Here is a 15,476-nt window from a genome sequence, read left to right as displayed (position 1 = left end):
AATTGGTAATGCCCGGGCTTGAAAAACAAAAAAAACTTACTCAGCAAGAAGTGATCCGTCTGGAGCGTGATCTGGCCAAGTTTGCCAATATCATGGACTCTTTAGTTCGTATTCCTTTTACCAAGCAGGGAATCGGTGCGGATGCAGCCTTGAGCACGGTACCAATTGCAGGAGATCTGGCAGGCTTTGCCCTGACTTGTTATGCAGTTTACAAAGGGCGCCAGATTGGCGTGCCTTCCCATAAATTGCGGCCAGTTATTAAAATGGCTGCCCTGGATGCAGTAGTCGGTTTTGTGCCTGTAATCGGTACGGTATTTGATATATTTATCAGGCCGAGCCGCAAGGCACTTGATATTGTGCATGAACATATCCGCATAGAATATCAGATGACTACAGATATTCATTTAAGGCATCCCTATCTGCATGAGAAGTTAGAACGTAAACAGCAACATTCTACTTTCTGGCGCCAGCCAGTGGTGGCCTGGTTATGGCTACATATACCTGACTTGGTCGGAGTTCTGTTCCTGATTCTATTTGCAGCCGGTTTGTGGTTTGCTATCAGGCTGGCACAGCAGTATTTTTAAAATATACACTGCATTAGCTTAAAAGGTTAAATGTAAAAAAGCCTCCACGCAGGAGGCTTTTTTGAATCTGGATGAATCAACAGAAAAACTTATGGACAGTTGAGACGCTGTAAAGCAGCTACCCGGTCTTCAATAGTCGGGTGTGTCATAAACAGAGCAGCCAGACTAAAACCACCTTCTTTACCAGAAGAGATTGCAAAGGCTTTCATTTCTTTAGGCATCTGATCTGGCATGTCAGACTCTGCCTGTAGACGTAACAGGGCAGAAATCATAGCCTGTTTTCCGGCAAGCTGTGCACCCGCTTCATCGGCCCGATATTCACGGTAACGTGAGAACCACATGACAATTGCAGAGGCAAGAATACCAAATACAATATCCAGTACAATCGTAATTGCAAAGTAAGCCAGCCCAGGTGCTTCACTATCTTCACGGCCAAATACGTTACGGTCAATGAAGTCGCCTACTACACGGGCAAAGAACATGACAAAAGCATTCACTACCCCTTGAATCAGGGCAAGTGTAACCATATCGCCATTAGCGACGTGGCCGATTTCATGCGCCAGTACTGCACGCAGTTCATCCTTATTCATACGTTCAAGCAAACCGGTAGAGACCGAGACCAGTGCATCATTTTTGTTCCAGCCTGTTGCGAATGCATTAGACTGATAAGACGGAAAAATGCCCACTTCTGGCATTTGAATGCCAGAACGCTGTGATAATTCAGCAACGGTCTGCAATAACCAGGCTTCTGCCTGATTTTGAGGAGCATTAGGGTCAATAATTTGTGTACCGGTCGCCTTTTTAGCCATCCATTTGGACATAAAGAGGGAGATGAGAGAACCCACCATACCAAATACAAAACAGATGACTAAAAGGTTGCCCAGATTAAGGCCACCCGCACCATGATAACTTCCGACTCCGAAGAGCGACAAAATAATGCCAGCTACTACCAGTACCGCGAGGTTGGTTAGCAAGAACAAACCAATCCGCATCATTGAGATAATCCTCTTTTGATAGAAAAAATAAATCGATTTTGAAATATAAATCGTAAAACTAATATGCGGTGATGCTCGTTAAAATTCAAGAAAAACTTGAAAAATATATATAGAAAAAATGAATCAAAAGATCAGTTAGAAATATGAATACGTGCTGAGGCTGTAGCGTTAGAGCTGACATAAGTGCCTGGTGCATCTGTATAGGAGCCATCTGCCAGCGTAATAATTTGCCGGGGTGCATAGCTCCGGCCTGCAGCTTGAGTATTTGCAGCAGAATTCACTGTTTCCTGAACCAGCAACCCGTTTTCCGGATTATTACTGGCAGTAAGGTTTAGAGCTCCGCCCGAGTAAAGGTTGCTATAACGACTGGTGACCCGACGAACATAATCCTGGGTTTCACGGAATGGGGGAATACCACCGTATTTAGCAACATTACCTTCTCCTGCATTATAGGCTGCAAGAGCAAGATGCGTGTTGCCTTTAAAACGTTTCAGGAGCCAGCTTAAATATTTGGCTCCTCCTAGAATATTCTGATAAGGATCATATGCATTTGAGACATTAAAGCGCCGTGCTGTTGCAGGCATTAATTGCATCAAGCCCTGTGCACCTACAGGAGAGCGGGCATTTACATTAAAGCCTGATTCAGTGTGCATAACTGCTTTAATCAGACCTTCACTGACACCATGCTGCTGAGCCGCCTGTTTGATTATATGATCAAAAGCATCACGATTTTTGCTATAGCTTGGCAATACCGCCGCTTCTGACTTTCCCCAGTTACTATAACTGTGAATATTACTCTCGGGATAATAAGTAACTTTAACTTTCTTTAATGAACTGTCATTCATTTTACGGTTAGTCAGGAGGGTGCTGCCACTTTGGTCTTTATAGACATACATTTGACCTGCACTACTATAGCTTGAAGTCAGTACAAGTACGGCACATCCCCAGATACCCAAGCGTGAAATATCAAAGTAAGTTTTCATAGTAATCTGTAAGCAACTTGGAGCTCAAAATTCAGTCTGAGTTTAACAAAAAACTCTACAATGGAAACCAAAAACTTGAGTTTCTTTAACAAAAAAAATTGAAAAAAAAGCAAGACTATTTGTTTTGAAAATAACCAAATAAATAAAAAAAATTTTTTAAAAAGTATAGCTTGACATATATAAGTAATTGTAATTATTAATAAATATTAATTGATCAAAAAATGATCAATTTAAATAAAACCCTTAATAGGCCGATTACACCCCCTGTCAAGCCTAGAGAAATCCACAATTTTATCCACAGGTTTTGTGGAAAACTGTGGAAAAGTCCAAAATATAAGCATTTTGATACAATTTTGAACGCGAGCGTCTATTTTTTATACAAAGGCTTATTTTTTTCTGACCAGTGGTGTTCCACATTAATTGTAATTCGGTGATGCGAATCGGAGGGAGATCGGCTAAAATCGCGCGGTATTTCTTTTATGGGTAATTCTGTTCTATGTACTCGCCAGTTGAGTCCAACCAGGGATTTAATTTCAAGCCAGAACTGCCAACCAGTTCAGCCTATTATCGTCTGCTTAAAAAGCTGCGTCGCCAAGTTGGCCATGCTATTCGTGACTTCAAGATGATTGAAGATGGCGACAAGGTAATGGTGTGCGTATCGGGTGGTAAAGACAGTTATACCTTGCTGGACATTTTGCTACAGTTCAAGCGTATTGCACCAATTAACTTTGATGTAGTTGCTGTCAACCTAGACCAGAAGCAGCCTGGTTTTCCGGAGGATGTCTTGCCGCGTTATATGGAAGAAAACAATATTCCATATTACATTCTGGAAAAAGACACCTATACCATTACCAAACGCTTGACACCGGAAGGTAAAACATACTGTGCTGTGTGCTCTCGTTTACGCCGTGGATCCCTATACGGTTTTGCCCAGGAAATCGGCGCAACTAAAGTTGCTCTTGGACATCACCGTGATGACATTCTGGCAACTTTCTTTTTGAACCTGTTTCATGGTGGCAGTCTAAAAGCCATGCCACCAAAACTGTTGTCATCTGACAAAAAGAATATTCTGATTCGTCCACTGGCTTATGTGGAAGAGAAAGACATTATAAAATATGCGGAGCTGCGCCAGTTCCCAATTATTCCATGTAATCTCTGTGGGTCTCAGGAAAATCTGCAGCGCGCAATCATTAATGATATGTTGCGTGATTGGGATAAAGCCCATCCGAAACGTCTGCACAGTATTTTCGGCGCTTTGCAGAACGTATCACCATCTCAGCTGGCTGACCGTGAACTGTTCGATTTTGAGATACTTGATTCGCAACGTGAGTATGACTTCAAAGAACCGGAAAAAACTAATCGTCTGGATGTAGTTAATTTGAGTTTTGCTGCTGAATAAAAGCAAATATTAGGCATCTTGCCCAGTTAAGGTGCCTATTTAAATCAGTAATACATAAAAACATCAAAAACTGAATGATCAGTACAAAAAAATTGTTCTAATTGCCTCATTACATGCTATAACAAAATAAAAGCTCACAGCTTCATGAATATGCTGTCTGGAAAGACAGCTCTATAAATTGAAAAATATACTTGAGGAAAAATTATGCCTGCGTTACTCACTGATGATTGGTTTGCAACTGTTGATAAATTAACTGCTGAAGCAGGTGATTTGAACCTGCCACCAGCCTTGGCTAATCTGGCAATTAATCTTGTAGTTGTAAATGCAGACAATAATACGACTGAACTTTCATTAGATGGTGGAAAAATCCAGAAAGGTCTGTCTTCAAATGCTAAAACTACTTTGAATATGGATGGCGAAACCCTGCGTAAAGTCTTCCTTGAATTCGATATGGCAGCTGCGATGCAAGCATTTATGACAGGCAAAATTAAGGTGCAGGGCGATATGTCACAATTGATGGCATTACAGACTGTAAAGCCAAGCCAAGAGCAGAAAGACCTGTTTAAGAATATCCTTGCGCAAACTTCTTGAAAAAAGAAGTTTAAGAGAAAAAAAGCTTACCGTGAAGGTAAGCTTTTTTTATGAATTAAATTCTTTGTCTTACATTCTATATCATATATAACACTTTTGTCTAAATTGTGACCAGCTCAGACTTCTTGATATGTTCAAGATAGGCTCGAATACGGGTAACATATTGCACAGCCTGATGATAACGACCATTACTGGTCTGATGGCGTTCCAGATAATCATAAAGATTTACCCAGTTATTTGGATTACGGCCTTGGGTTTGAATACGTTTTTGAATCTGGCCAACAGCACCAGGACCCATATTATAAGCTACCAAGGCGTACCAGTGACGGTCCGGATAAGGAACGTCAGAAAACTTGTCGAGCATTAAATCATAGTACTTGGCCCCGCCTTGAATACTCTGATGGGGATCTGTACGGTTCTGTACTCCCATAGCTTTAGCTGTACTACTGGTGAGCATCATCAGGCCACGTACGCCTGTAGGTGAAACTGAATTGGGCTTTAGATAAGATTCCTGATAGCCAATTGCAGCCAGCAGGTGCCAGTCCAGGTCATAACGTTCAGCACTTTGCTGAAAACTCGCTTTATAAATCGGCATACGTTTTGACAAATCACGCTGAATGGTTTTCCAGGCATCAGGCTGTACTACATTACGGTTGTAAAAAGAAGCCAACTGACGAATGGCCCCATTTTGTTTACCTTGGCAAATATAGCCACTTGCAGTAGCAGCTAGCGGTTCTTCGGCCTGCTTGAATACCCAGTTCAATGCTGGGTTTAAACCATTTTTAACCAGACTGGTTGTATCTCCACAGCTTGCAGAGAAAGACGTCAGCTGGTGCTTTTCAATAGTATTAAAGTCAGCCGTAGTCATTGCCATATTGGCTTTGCCTTGAGCGACCCATTTTAAAGCTGTTGCGTTGTCTGCAACTGTCTTTAGTTCGAGCCTGACATTCAGGTTTTGAGCATAATTACGGACAAGATCATAGCCGAAGCCATACATAATCTTGCCATCTTTAACTAAGGTCGTTGGGCTTTCCACCGTGACCACAGTTAACGTATTGGTATTCACAACGGAATTATATTGTGAAGCTTTACTTGCATTAATATTGTGCCAAGGTACAAGAGCTGTGCTTAATACAAGTAATCGAACAGGGAGAGTAGAAAATAAAGAGTTAAGGCTAAGCCTTGACCCAAAAGTTGAACTACTGTGCATGGTGTCTCCGCTAAAGTAACTTATGCCCTAAAAGGCAGACAAAAACGGGTCTGCAACTTTTATAAGTTGATAAATTCAATAAGAGGATGGGCAGTCATGAAGTCATTTAAAATGACAGGGATGAAATAAAACTGTGTAGTTTAACTACATAGATAAAAAGAACATAAATACTAAAAAGTGAACGGATAATAAAGTGCAAATTTTATTATGTCAAATTTTGATCAAAAATAGCTGGGCGATATTTATATAAATAATTGATATTAATAAATTTTAAATTAAGATTGTGATAATATGTTGAAACTGTATGGCATAATAGATAATTATATAAATTGAATACGTGTTTAAACTGAATATTCATAATGAAATCTAACTTAATTACTCGAGCCGGCTATGACCGGTTGGTGGCTGAATTACAACAGCTCTGGCACGAAGAACGTCCGGAAATAACCAAGAAAGTTAACTGGGCTGCCAGCCTGGGCGATCGTAGTGAAAATGCCGATTATCAATATAATAAACAGCTCTTACGCAAGATTGATCGTCGGGTAAGATATTTAGGAAAACGGCTGGAAGAGCTGAGAATTGTTGACCATTCACCTGAACAGGACGGGCGCGTTTACTTTGGTGCCTGGGTAGATATTGAGAATGAATATGGTGAACAGAAAACTTTACGAATTGTCGGGGTAGATGAGATTTATGATTATCATCCTCAACATATTTCAATTGATTCACCTATGGCTAGGGCATTACTTTCAAAACAGGTGAATGATGAGATTGAAGTTATGACCCCTTCAGGGAAGAAGCAGTGGTATATCAATGCAATTCGTTATGAAAAACCATAAAATTTATAATATCTGGTTCTATTTTGAACACTTGTCCAATTAAATCTACAAAATGATTTGCCAATTTTACGAATAGTTTATATGATAGCGCTCGTTGGAAGCGTGGCAGAGTGGTTTAATGCACCGGTCTTGAAAACCGACGAGGGTTCACGCCCTCCGTGAGTTCGAATCTCACCGCTTCCGCCAGAATTCTAAATAAGCCGCTTATCTAGCGGCTTATTTTTTTATCATTGTCTCTTTAATAATAGCCATTTATTAATAAGAGTAGTGTAGACAATAAAAATATAAAAATTAATGTAGCAAAATAATTTCTATTTAATCCTTATTATTGAATGTTAGAATTTGTTAAAAAGATTAGTCTTCTTATTATTTAATTCCCTGTTTTAAATAAAATTAATATGTAATCAATAAATAATTTTCTCACAGTACTATCGGTTTTATCTGTATTTTTATTTTAGAGAATATAAGATAATCATTATCTCGGTGACTTTATAGTATTTATAAAACAATGAAAAAAATCTACTTAACGATTTTTGGGTTTGTGATAAGTTTAGGGGTACAGGCTCAAAATAACCCAATGGATACCGCTGACGTTTATCCATTGTGGGAGCAGTATTACCAGGTTGAAAGTCAGGATACTAATAAAGCAGACAGTTTACTTAACCAGATTGCCCTAAAGACACCAAATGATCCTAAAGTCTGGAAAACTTGGGCATACTTGGCCTTGCGTCAAAATGATAATAATAAAGCCTTAGAATATATTAATCGTTCGCTTGCCTTAGACTCATCTGATGATCAGCTTCTCATGCAAAAAGCTTATTTGTTAAATGTGGCGAATAGAAATGATGAAGCACTCGTTATATTCAAGCAATTACAAAGCTCTTCCAATCAGGAAATTGCATCCCAGTCTAAACAGGCGGTACAGAACCTGTCAGGAACAGGTAATACGTCAGCCAAGAAAACCTTTGCTGATGTTTATTTCTCGCCTTCTTATGAAGGACGTTATGACACTACAATTTTACCGTTAAAGATTCGTTATGGCCGTTATTTCGATGAAAACAATCAAGGCCAGATCTATGGATTTGCCAGTGTCAATCGTGATACCCGTTCCACAGGCGGCGCCCGTCCAGAAATTATTGACCAGAATGCCGCCATAGTAGGTTTGGGGGTAAACTACCGTCCGTGGAAATGGCCTGTTTACCTATATCTGGAAGCAGGTGGTAGCTATGATCTGATTGATCTGAACCGGAAAAAATTTAGGGAAAGCATTAATGGTGGTTTAACAGGCTATCAGGAGTGGTACTGGGGGATGGATCAGGCCAGCCATATGCCAGCTCAGCAAAGTAATCAGTATTTTGCTGAACTTTATGGTAATGCCGCTGCTTATTCACGTGAGGATTATAATCTGATCAGTGATTTGCGATTACGGACAGGCTGGAATTTTAACTATAATGATTGGGGTAATATACAGGCTTATGTGAAACTGCATACCATTAATGATAGTGAACAGGAATATTATAATAACATAGCAGAAATAGGGCCCGGCATCGCATGGCAACCAGCAGGGCTGCCGTTAAAACTACGTATTGAACAAATGTACGGGAAATATGTTAATGGAACCCCGGCATCTGTAGATAGTAGCTTTGATAATACCCGTGTTGAATTAACGTTTTACCGGAGTTTCTAATAATGCTAATACATATTTCTTTTATTTTCGGAACTCGCCCTGAACTGATTAAGCTGGCTCCAGTAATTTTACAAGCACGACAAGATTTCCGTTTCGAAGTAAGTGTAGTATTTACCGGGCAGCATCTAGAATTGGTACGTGATGCTATAGATTTTTTCCAGATTGAAATTGACCATCATCTACAGGTCATGCAGCCGGGCAAAAGCTTGAATATTTTATTGAGCACGGCTCTAACCGAACTGGACCGTGTCTATACCCAAATGTCAAAATGTGATGCTATTGTGGTGCAGGGCGACACAACAACAGTACTGGCTGGTGCTTTAGTCGCATTTAATTTAAATATTGGACTGGCTCATGTAGAAGCTGGTTTGCGCTCTTTCGATTTGCTGCATCCTTTTCCAGAAGAAGGAAATCGTCAGTTAGTATCTCGTCTGGCACGCTGGCATTTTGCCCCGACTGCACTTTCGGCCAGTAACTTGTTACAGGAAAATGTGCCTGAAGAACATATTTTTGTCACAGGTAATACGGTAGTAGATGCCATATACAGTGCGCGTGAGATTATGCAGGCTTCTTCACAACAATCTCAACAGCGTTTAAAAAGACTTAGCTTAAATCTGCAGGAAAAAAATAAACTGGTTCTAATTACTGCCCATCGACGTGAAAATTTTGGGCAGGGTATACAGAATATATGTCAGGCCATACATGAGCTATGTCAACGTTATCCAGAGTTGCATTTTGCCTGGCCAGTTCATCTTAATCCGCATGTGCATACAGTTGCTCATCAGGAGTTCGCTCAACATCCGCAGGTACATTTACTTAGTCCATTAGATTATCCTGACCTGCTTGCTATTTTGCAGGCCTCATATCTGATTATGACAGATTCTGGAGGGATTCAGGAGGAAAGTCCAACCTATCAAAAACCAGTTCTTATTTTACGGGATGTCACTGAACGTCCAGAAGTAGTGGAGGCTGGTTGTGGTGTTCTGGTTGGCACAGATGTGACTAAAATCGTTCAGGAATTTTCACGACTGATGGATGATCATTCATATTACCTTCAGCATGCTGAAGTTGAAAACCCATTTGGTGATGGCCGGGCATCGGGTCGCATTCTTGAGCAGATTATCAAAGATTTAAACCCTGCTTCCTCTTAAAAATTGATTTTCATCCATATATAGAGCCATAAAACACTGGCTCTATTTAAATAGTGGGGACCATCAAAAATGAAAATTCGCTGTCCGGAATAGGCTTTAAGCTGTTTACTGATTTCCCAAGGATAGGCAGCTCTGAATGTTCCATCTTTTTTTAGTCGAAATGCCTCTAAAATAATTACCACCCGGTCTTCACCAAATTGCTCTTTTAAAGTTTCATAAATTTGTGCAGCTTCTTCAGGACTGCGCGTTCCTACACCCACGCCATCCTGGAAAAAAACTTTTGCATTGGGGGGCAGCCAGCTTTCTAACCAATATTCTAGAAATGGGGCTTCAGGTTCTGCACTATAAATACTTACCCAGACAGGTAATTTAAACTGAGCAATATATTGTCCTAGAGTATGGACACCATTCCATGTAGGGTCAGCTTCTACAGGAAAATAGTAGCTTGTGACTGGTACAGGTAATTTGGCTTGAATAATCTGCCTAGACTGCTGATAAAGCTGATCAATATTTTCACGGGCTACAGGTTCCTGAAATCTGCCGGCCAGCCCTAAAATTACATGTTTTGCCCAAGGCTGTTTACCAATATGTTGCCAATCGGGTTGCACATCCCATGGCTGCACCGGAATTTCATTAAAAAAAGACCGTCCGTCTACAATACTCCACTGGTTAACCAGCGTATCTACACCCAAAAGCTGCCAGTTACCAGAAGGCTGGCTCATCTGGTCGACTTGCCAAAAAATACCCTCAATTTTAGGTGCTGCTGTATTGGCATCTGCCTGCTCCATTAATAAAGCAGAAAGTACAAACACGGCCACAGGAAAACATATAAATATCAGTAAACCTATAAATGCATACTGCCTTATACTCATTCACCTGTTCCCTTGACTTTACGACGGCTTCTGCGCCATAGAATTAAAGCGATAATAATCAGTGTAATTATGGTGAGAACAATAACAAGAGTACGGGTAGAGACTTGCTCGACAACGGGCGCCTTAGCTTTATTCACCGAATTTTTACTCAAAACCGTAATCTGGCCTTGTGCTGAAACAAATAGTACTGCTGTATTGTTGGGAATGCTTTGCTGGATTACGGGCCAAAAACGGGTAAAAGTCTGTGCTCCGGCTGCACTATCCGTATTAATCCAGAATCTGCCATCTTTCACAGAAACAATAAATCCGCCTGCCGTAGCAGGTAAGTAAAGTAGCTGGCTGTATCGCTGTAATTCATCATTAAAACGGGCTGTATTAACTAATATATTGATTTTTTTAAGCCTATTAGCATTCAGCTCAGTAATGTTTACAGGTACAGGCTGGTCGCTTAACAGCATTGTTTTCGCAACATTTGCTACAGTAATGGCCATACTGGTGGCAGCCGGATTGTTGATGGCGATCTCTGGAGTACTGGCGAAAATGGTAGAGAGATTGATTACGCCCTGTTTCATCTGATGGGGGAGGTTAACAAGTGATTTATTTGCATCAATCCATAGTGCAGTGCCCGCATTTGGCAAACAGGCTTCATTGTTTAATTGAGAGTTTATTAAAGTCATATTGTAATTGTTGACATAAGGATAATCCGCACCAACGAAATCAAAACGGCGCTCAACCGGATTTGAATCTAGTTTAGCCAGACTTAAGCTGCCGGCCAAATATTCGTTTAACCAGACCTGTAAAGTTGAGCCTTGTAATAAGCCACTTTGTGCCCGAAAGGCTAATTTTCCCTTTAACACATCAGTTGCTTCCCATACAGGCGGGAAAACTAGAGAAATATTTTTAGATGAACTGTCGAGAGCAAAATCAGAAATACCCAAGTCAGCCAGCGTCTCAAATTTGCGTATTACCGCCCATGCTGGCTCGGCAACCGGTTCGCTTAATGTAGCAGTAGCTGTATTAAGCTGTTGCAGATAATTCTGGTTTATTAAAGCATTAACTGCCATAAGCAGCTGGGATTCTGATGAGTATTCAATATTTAGCCGGGGAATCTCATTATTCCGGCTTAAACTGATTTTTGCACCTGCTAGAGGCTGTTCTACCTGTTGTATGCTAATTACAAAATCAGGTGCTTCTTGCTGGGTAGACTCAGTAACTTGCCACTGAACTGGGGTGTTAAACTTCCATGCTGTAGCCAGGCGGGCAATCATGGATGCTTCTAAACGGTTCTGGTTATTAAATTGTAGTAAAGCCTTAATTGGCGCTGTACGGCTCAGCTGTGTATTAAACAGGGCATCAGGCAGTTGATTGAGCTGTAATATGCCATGCTGAGCCTGATAGTTTAATGTCAGTTTGGTTAGGGCTGTATAAAGATTAGTGGACTCTACACAGTAATTATTGCTGATGGGTCCGTTAACTGACGGCTTTTGTAAAAGCATGACATCGAGGCGATGAAAACCGGCAGTACTTGCAGGTAAGGTAAAGCTCAACTCACCTTTACCATTTAAATCCTGTCTATGAATCATCTGATTATCATAACGGACTACCAGCGTGCTTTCGCCATGACTGTCAAACTGGCTATTGAACTGTATGTTTTGCCAGGTTTCACCCTTGCCCACATAAAAGAAATAAGGAGACTGGTACTGGGCAGTACGTGATATCAGGTCATCTAGCTGCCAGGTATCAGCATAGACCTGAGAGCCATATAAGGAAAGAAGAACAGAAGATAACACCGTAAAACGGGATTTTTTAAAGTGACTGATCATTTTTTTTCCTTTTTTCGCTCTGTTTTATACCAGGTTATACCTTCACCTTTAATTTTACTTTTAAGCATATCCCAGGCAGCTTTAAACACGATTAAAAGAAACACCTGTGAGTAAGTAAAGTAAGCGATGAACGCGTAAAAATAAAAACGTTTTGGAACTTCTTTTTCCAGACTTAGAGTAAACCAGATTTGTGTAAGGTAAAGAATGAATGCAAGAATAAAGAGTAAAGTAAAAGGCCCAGGTATAGTTGTGCCATCAATACCGAGCAGTCCTACGACCAGTGTCATATGGCTTAAAAATAAAGCGGGCACAAACATGATATAACACATGATATTGTTGCCAATTTCCATGCCAATCGGGAAAGGATGACGTATTGCCGTACTTAGATACTTGCGTGTGACATAAAAATTTCCTTGTGTCCAGCGGGAGCGTTGTTTAATAAAAATATTTAGATCACCCGGGTCTTGCTGCCATCCAATTGCATAAGGTACCCATTTAATGCGTTTATGGCCCAGAAAAATGCGATAACTCATTTCGGTATCATCAACCAGGGATTTTTCATCAAATCCCCCTAGAATATCCAGCGCATCACGCCAGATTACATAATTGGTTCCCATGAGGGTAGAAAGACGGAAGCGTAACCAGCGACCACCTTGAAAAATCCACTGGAAATAAATAAATTCTATGGCAATAAATGTACTTAGCGGGCTGTCTTTCCAGTTGCGGGTCCGAACTTTACCATTAACCGCAACCAGATTTGAGTCAGCCAGAAGGGTCTGAGCAATAAGTCTTACACAATCTGGTTCAGGGGTACTGTCTGCATCATAAACTGCAATCAGCTCACCATGGGCATGTTTTAGGCCATTATTCAGAGTGCGGGACTTACCTTTACCACCTTGGCCTTTAGGAACATTGATGACACGAATTACCGGGTACTCGGCTGCCATCCGGTCAGCAATTTCCTGTGTCCTGTCTTTGGAAGCGTCATTAATCAGCAGTACTTCATAGCTTTCTGGCGGATAGTCCTGTGCTGCTAAAGCCCGCAATGTATCTTCAATAACTACTTCTTCATTGTAAGCCGGTATCAGTACACTCAGCATTGGCCAACGTTCGGGTATAGGTAAATTCGAAAGTTCCTGATTGGCCCGAATCGAATAACGCCAAGCCGAAAAACTCAGCCAAGCCCAAAAAGCTTGGGGAATCCAGATACCAATAAAGCCAACAATAAAACAGATATCAATTGTATTCATGATTTCTTGAATATCCTCCATAGCATGGTACTTACAAGGATAATCATTAATACAATAATCATGAATACAGATAACCAGGATGTGGATGTACCCCAGAAACCCAGTAATTCAGGATAATGAAGAGACAAGATCAGATGGAGCGGTAGAATCATTAGACCAGCAGCTAGCAGCATACGCCCAGCAATACTGGTATGGATCCGGTCGGGCTGACTGTAAAAGGAGACATTCAGGAATTTCCAACCAATTCCTAACACCGGATAATTAATATCTTCATTTGAAAGATTGCCTTCCGGATTTAATAAAATCCCCGTCCCATTAAAACCATATGAATTGGGATAAGCGGTATAAAATAAATGCTGTCCGCTCTGAATTGGTAAAGCAGGTAGGGGAATCTGGCCTTCGTTGGCCTGAATAATATATAACCCTTTTGGAAGAGTTTTTAATAAAGGATTCCAGCCATCATGAACATAAGCACCCATAGGCCGCAGGCCGGCACTGGTCGCTAGAGTAGCCAGGCTGTTAAAACGTGAAGGTTCCACGCTACTAAAGTCAAGTAAAGGTATGGCACCTCTATTTATCTGTCTTTTTAACTGGAAATAAATGAGAGGATTCATAAAATTTTCTGGAATCAATAACCCCGGTTTAATGCCCTGATCCATGATCTGTTTAAAGTTTTTTGAATGAACCTGATCAACAGTAAATACAGGCCATAATTTTCTTTCAGTAGGAAAGTGTTCTGGTATCTGATAAATACTGGAAACATTTTTGGATTCTAAAGTATTCGCAGGCCGCAACGGACAATCATAATAGGTCTGATAGTAAGATGAGAGAGTAAGATCCGGTAAGGTACTGACCGAAAGCAATAGGCCGCAAACATAGATTAATGTGCTCATTGGAGAACCTCCGAGGAGGATTCTTCTACCGTATGCGTGTTTATTGTGATTTGCATCTTAAGCAGGTCAAGTACTCTGAGCTGTTCAGCCAGTTCTTTAACCTTGCTAAAATCTCCATCTGTAATAATGATAATCCGAATAATGGAAAGGCGGGTATCTGTGAAATAAAAGTGAGGTAAAGTACGCTGGGTTTCCAGTACATCAAAAATCTTTTGCTGTACTGCTTTAAACTCGTCAACTTGCAGCATGTCACGCAATAATTCGTGATTGGTAATATCCACCCTAATTTCAGCATAATTTTGAATCATGTTAAGTGAAAGCATACGCTGAAATTGTAGATGGTTATATTGGTAGCTACCAATTGGTAAAATGCTATAGGTCAAATTTTTTCTATAAGCATCCAGTAAATTATCTGTCTCCTGATTAGTCGACATAATTTCATAATAGATACTTAGAAATAACGGGGCGATAGGTAAAATAAAAAGTTGTAGAATTTTAGTACTGGTATCAAAGTTGGTATTTTGAATATCAAATAAAAGATAAATAAAGAACAGTAGAAATATCAGTACACTAAGAATAACAGCTTGAACCAGATTAAGAAAACGTCCTAATAATAACAAGGCAATAAAAAGCGCCCAGCTACCTACTAACTCGGCACGCAACCATTCATAGCCAATTAAACCTATAAATATAACAATGATCATAGGTAAAAAGGTAATAGACTGATTTGTTCTTATAAGCCAGTTCTTCGCCATATAGTATTCATTTTTCTAAATATGTATTCATACATAGAAGTATAAATAAATAGGAATGAAATTTTAACTTTTGATAAGATAATTTAGATGTAATTAGTCACTATTTATGTAATCAATTGGTCTTAAAGAGGCAGAGTAAAACTTGAAGTGCGACATAAACCACCTAATTAATTTAAAGGGTTTATGGAGTATATAAAATTGTCATACCATCATCTTAACTTTGAAGATCGTACTGCATTAATGCTTGAGTCAAGAAAAGAAGGCTTTTCAGCCAGAAAATTTGCTGAACTCATTAAAAGACATCCTAGTACGATCTATCGTGAGCTTAAAAGAAATAGCATCAATGACGTTTATCAAGCTCGATATGCTTCTGATAACACCTTCGCTAGACGTAGACGTGGTCACAGAAAACTCAAAATCGATTCAATCCTCTGGAAATTTATT

Annotated in this window: 14 protein-coding genes, 1 tRNA gene and 1 pseudogene; 8 read left to right on the top strand and 8 right to left on the bottom strand. The window is 40.2% G+C overall.

Annotation, left to right across the window (positions count from 1 at the left end):
• Positions 1 to 8 precede the first annotated feature (8 nt).
• Positions 9 to 584 carry a DUF4112 domain-containing protein gene (locus N518_RS0112110; RefSeq protein WP_005025087.1) on the top strand — a complete coding sequence of 192 codons (576 nt, stop codon included), beginning with the start codon at positions 9 to 11 and terminating at the stop codon, positions 582 to 584.
• Between the two features lie 89 nt (positions 585 to 673).
• Here the strand turns inward: N518_RS0112110 and htpX are convergent, their stop codons facing one another.
• On the bottom strand, positions 674 to 1,579 hold the full coding sequence (gene htpX, locus N518_RS0112105; RefSeq protein WP_017400898.1) for a protease HtpX: 906 nt from the start codon (positions 1,577 to 1,579) through the stop codon (positions 674 to 676).
• 337 nt (positions 1,580 to 1,916) lie between these two features.
• Positions 1,917 to 2,490 (bottom strand): annotated as a pseudogene (locus tag N518_RS0112100) (lytic transglycosylase domain-containing protein); the annotation flags it as partial.
• Positions 2,491 to 3,058: 568 nt separating this feature from the next.
• Between N518_RS0112100 and ttcA the strand changes: the two are divergent.
• Positions 3,059 to 3,961 carry a tRNA 2-thiocytidine(32) synthetase TtcA gene (ttcA, locus tag N518_RS0112095; RefSeq protein WP_005015602.1) on the top strand — a complete coding sequence of 301 codons (903 nt, stop codon included), beginning with the start codon at positions 3,059 to 3,061 and terminating at the stop codon, positions 3,959 to 3,961.
• 204 nt (positions 3,962 to 4,165) lie between these two features.
• Positions 4,166 to 4,552 carry an SCP2 sterol-binding domain-containing protein gene (locus tag N518_RS0112090; RefSeq protein WP_005015601.1) on the top strand — a complete coding sequence of 129 codons (387 nt, stop codon included), beginning with the start codon at positions 4,166 to 4,168 and terminating at the stop codon, positions 4,550 to 4,552.
• Between the two features lie 100 nt (positions 4,553 to 4,652).
• Here N518_RS0112090 and N518_RS0112085 read toward each other — a convergent pair whose 3' ends face one another.
• Positions 4,653 to 5,762, bottom strand: coding sequence for a transglycosylase SLT domain-containing protein (locus tag N518_RS0112085; RefSeq protein WP_026444333.1), 1,110 nt, complete (start codon positions 5,760 to 5,762; stop codon positions 4,653 to 4,655).
• A gap of 359 nt (positions 5,763 to 6,121) precedes the next feature.
• Here N518_RS0112085 and greB point away from each other — a divergent pair, with 359 nt between their 5' ends.
• The 4 genes from greB to wecB all read left to right on the top strand — a co-directional run bounded on the left by greB (position 6,122) and on the right by wecB (position 9,439).
• Positions 6,122 to 6,601: a transcription elongation factor GreB gene (gene greB, locus N518_RS0112080; protein ID WP_005025095.1), complete on the top strand. Its 480-nt coding sequence runs from the start codon at positions 6,122 to 6,124 to the stop codon at positions 6,599 to 6,601.
• Between the two features lie 96 nt (positions 6,602 to 6,697).
• Positions 6,698 to 6,787, top strand: a tRNA-Ser gene (locus N518_RS0112075).
• Positions 6,788 to 7,109: 322 nt separating this feature from the next.
• Entirely contained in the window at positions 7,110 to 8,288 is a 1,179-nt protein-coding gene (locus N518_RS0112070) for a tetratricopeptide repeat protein (RefSeq protein WP_005025097.1), read from the top strand.
• Between the two features lie 2 nt (positions 8,289 to 8,290).
• Complete coding sequence (wecB, locus tag N518_RS0112065) at positions 8,291 to 9,439, top strand: non-hydrolyzing UDP-N-acetylglucosamine 2-epimerase (protein WP_005025099.1); 1,149 nt, start codon at positions 8,291 to 8,293, stop codon at positions 9,437 to 9,439.
• On the opposite strand, the gene N518_RS0112060 is transcribed toward wecB, so the two are convergent.
• From N518_RS0112060 to N518_RS0112040, 5 genes are read right to left on the bottom strand one after another with little or no spacing between them, the layout of a single operon-like run.
• Positions 9,436 to 10,311 carry a hypothetical protein gene (locus N518_RS0112060; protein ID WP_005025102.1) on the bottom strand — a complete coding sequence of 292 codons (876 nt, stop codon included), beginning with the start codon at positions 10,309 to 10,311 and terminating at the stop codon, positions 9,436 to 9,438. The genes wecB and N518_RS0112060 overlap by 4 nt on opposite strands.
• Positions 10,308 to 12,134 carry a hypothetical protein gene (locus tag N518_RS0112055; RefSeq protein WP_005025104.1) on the bottom strand — a complete coding sequence of 609 codons (1,827 nt, stop codon included), beginning with the start codon at positions 12,132 to 12,134 and terminating at the stop codon, positions 10,308 to 10,310. The genes N518_RS0112060 and N518_RS0112055 overlap by 4 nt, the downstream gene beginning before the upstream one ends.
• Positions 12,131 to 13,384: a glycosyltransferase family 2 protein gene (locus N518_RS0112050; RefSeq protein ID WP_026444332.1), complete on the bottom strand. Its 1,254-nt coding sequence runs from the start codon at positions 13,382 to 13,384 to the stop codon at positions 12,131 to 12,133. Before N518_RS0112050 ends, N518_RS0112055 begins: the two co-directional genes overlap by 4 nt.
• A complete protein-coding gene (locus tag N518_RS0112045; protein WP_005025106.1) occupies positions 13,381 to 14,277 on the bottom strand; it encodes a hypothetical protein in 897 nt (298 codons plus the stop codon). Before N518_RS0112045 ends, N518_RS0112050 begins: the two co-directional genes overlap by 4 nt.
• Positions 14,274 to 15,032 (bottom strand): hypothetical protein, encoded by a 759-nt coding sequence (locus N518_RS0112040; RefSeq protein ID WP_005015290.1) that lies wholly within the window; start codon positions 15,030 to 15,032, stop codon positions 14,274 to 14,276. Before N518_RS0112040 ends, N518_RS0112045 begins: the two co-directional genes overlap by 4 nt.
• Before the next feature lie 240 nt (positions 15,033 to 15,272).
• On the opposite strand from N518_RS0112040, the gene N518_RS0112035 reads away from it, so the two are divergent.
• The coding region (locus tag N518_RS0112035) for a helix-turn-helix domain-containing protein (protein ID WP_249364825.1) at positions 15,273 to 15,476 on the top strand (204 nt) is incomplete at its 3' end.

It is taken from the genome of Acinetobacter sp. UNC436CL71CviS28, assembly GCF_000620525.1.
Taxonomy (GTDB): Bacteria; Pseudomonadota; Gammaproteobacteria; order Pseudomonadales; family Moraxellaceae; genus Acinetobacter; species Acinetobacter radioresistens.
The sequence above is the reverse complement of the archived record's forward strand: the minus strand, read 5'-3'. Positions and strand labels throughout refer to the sequence as shown.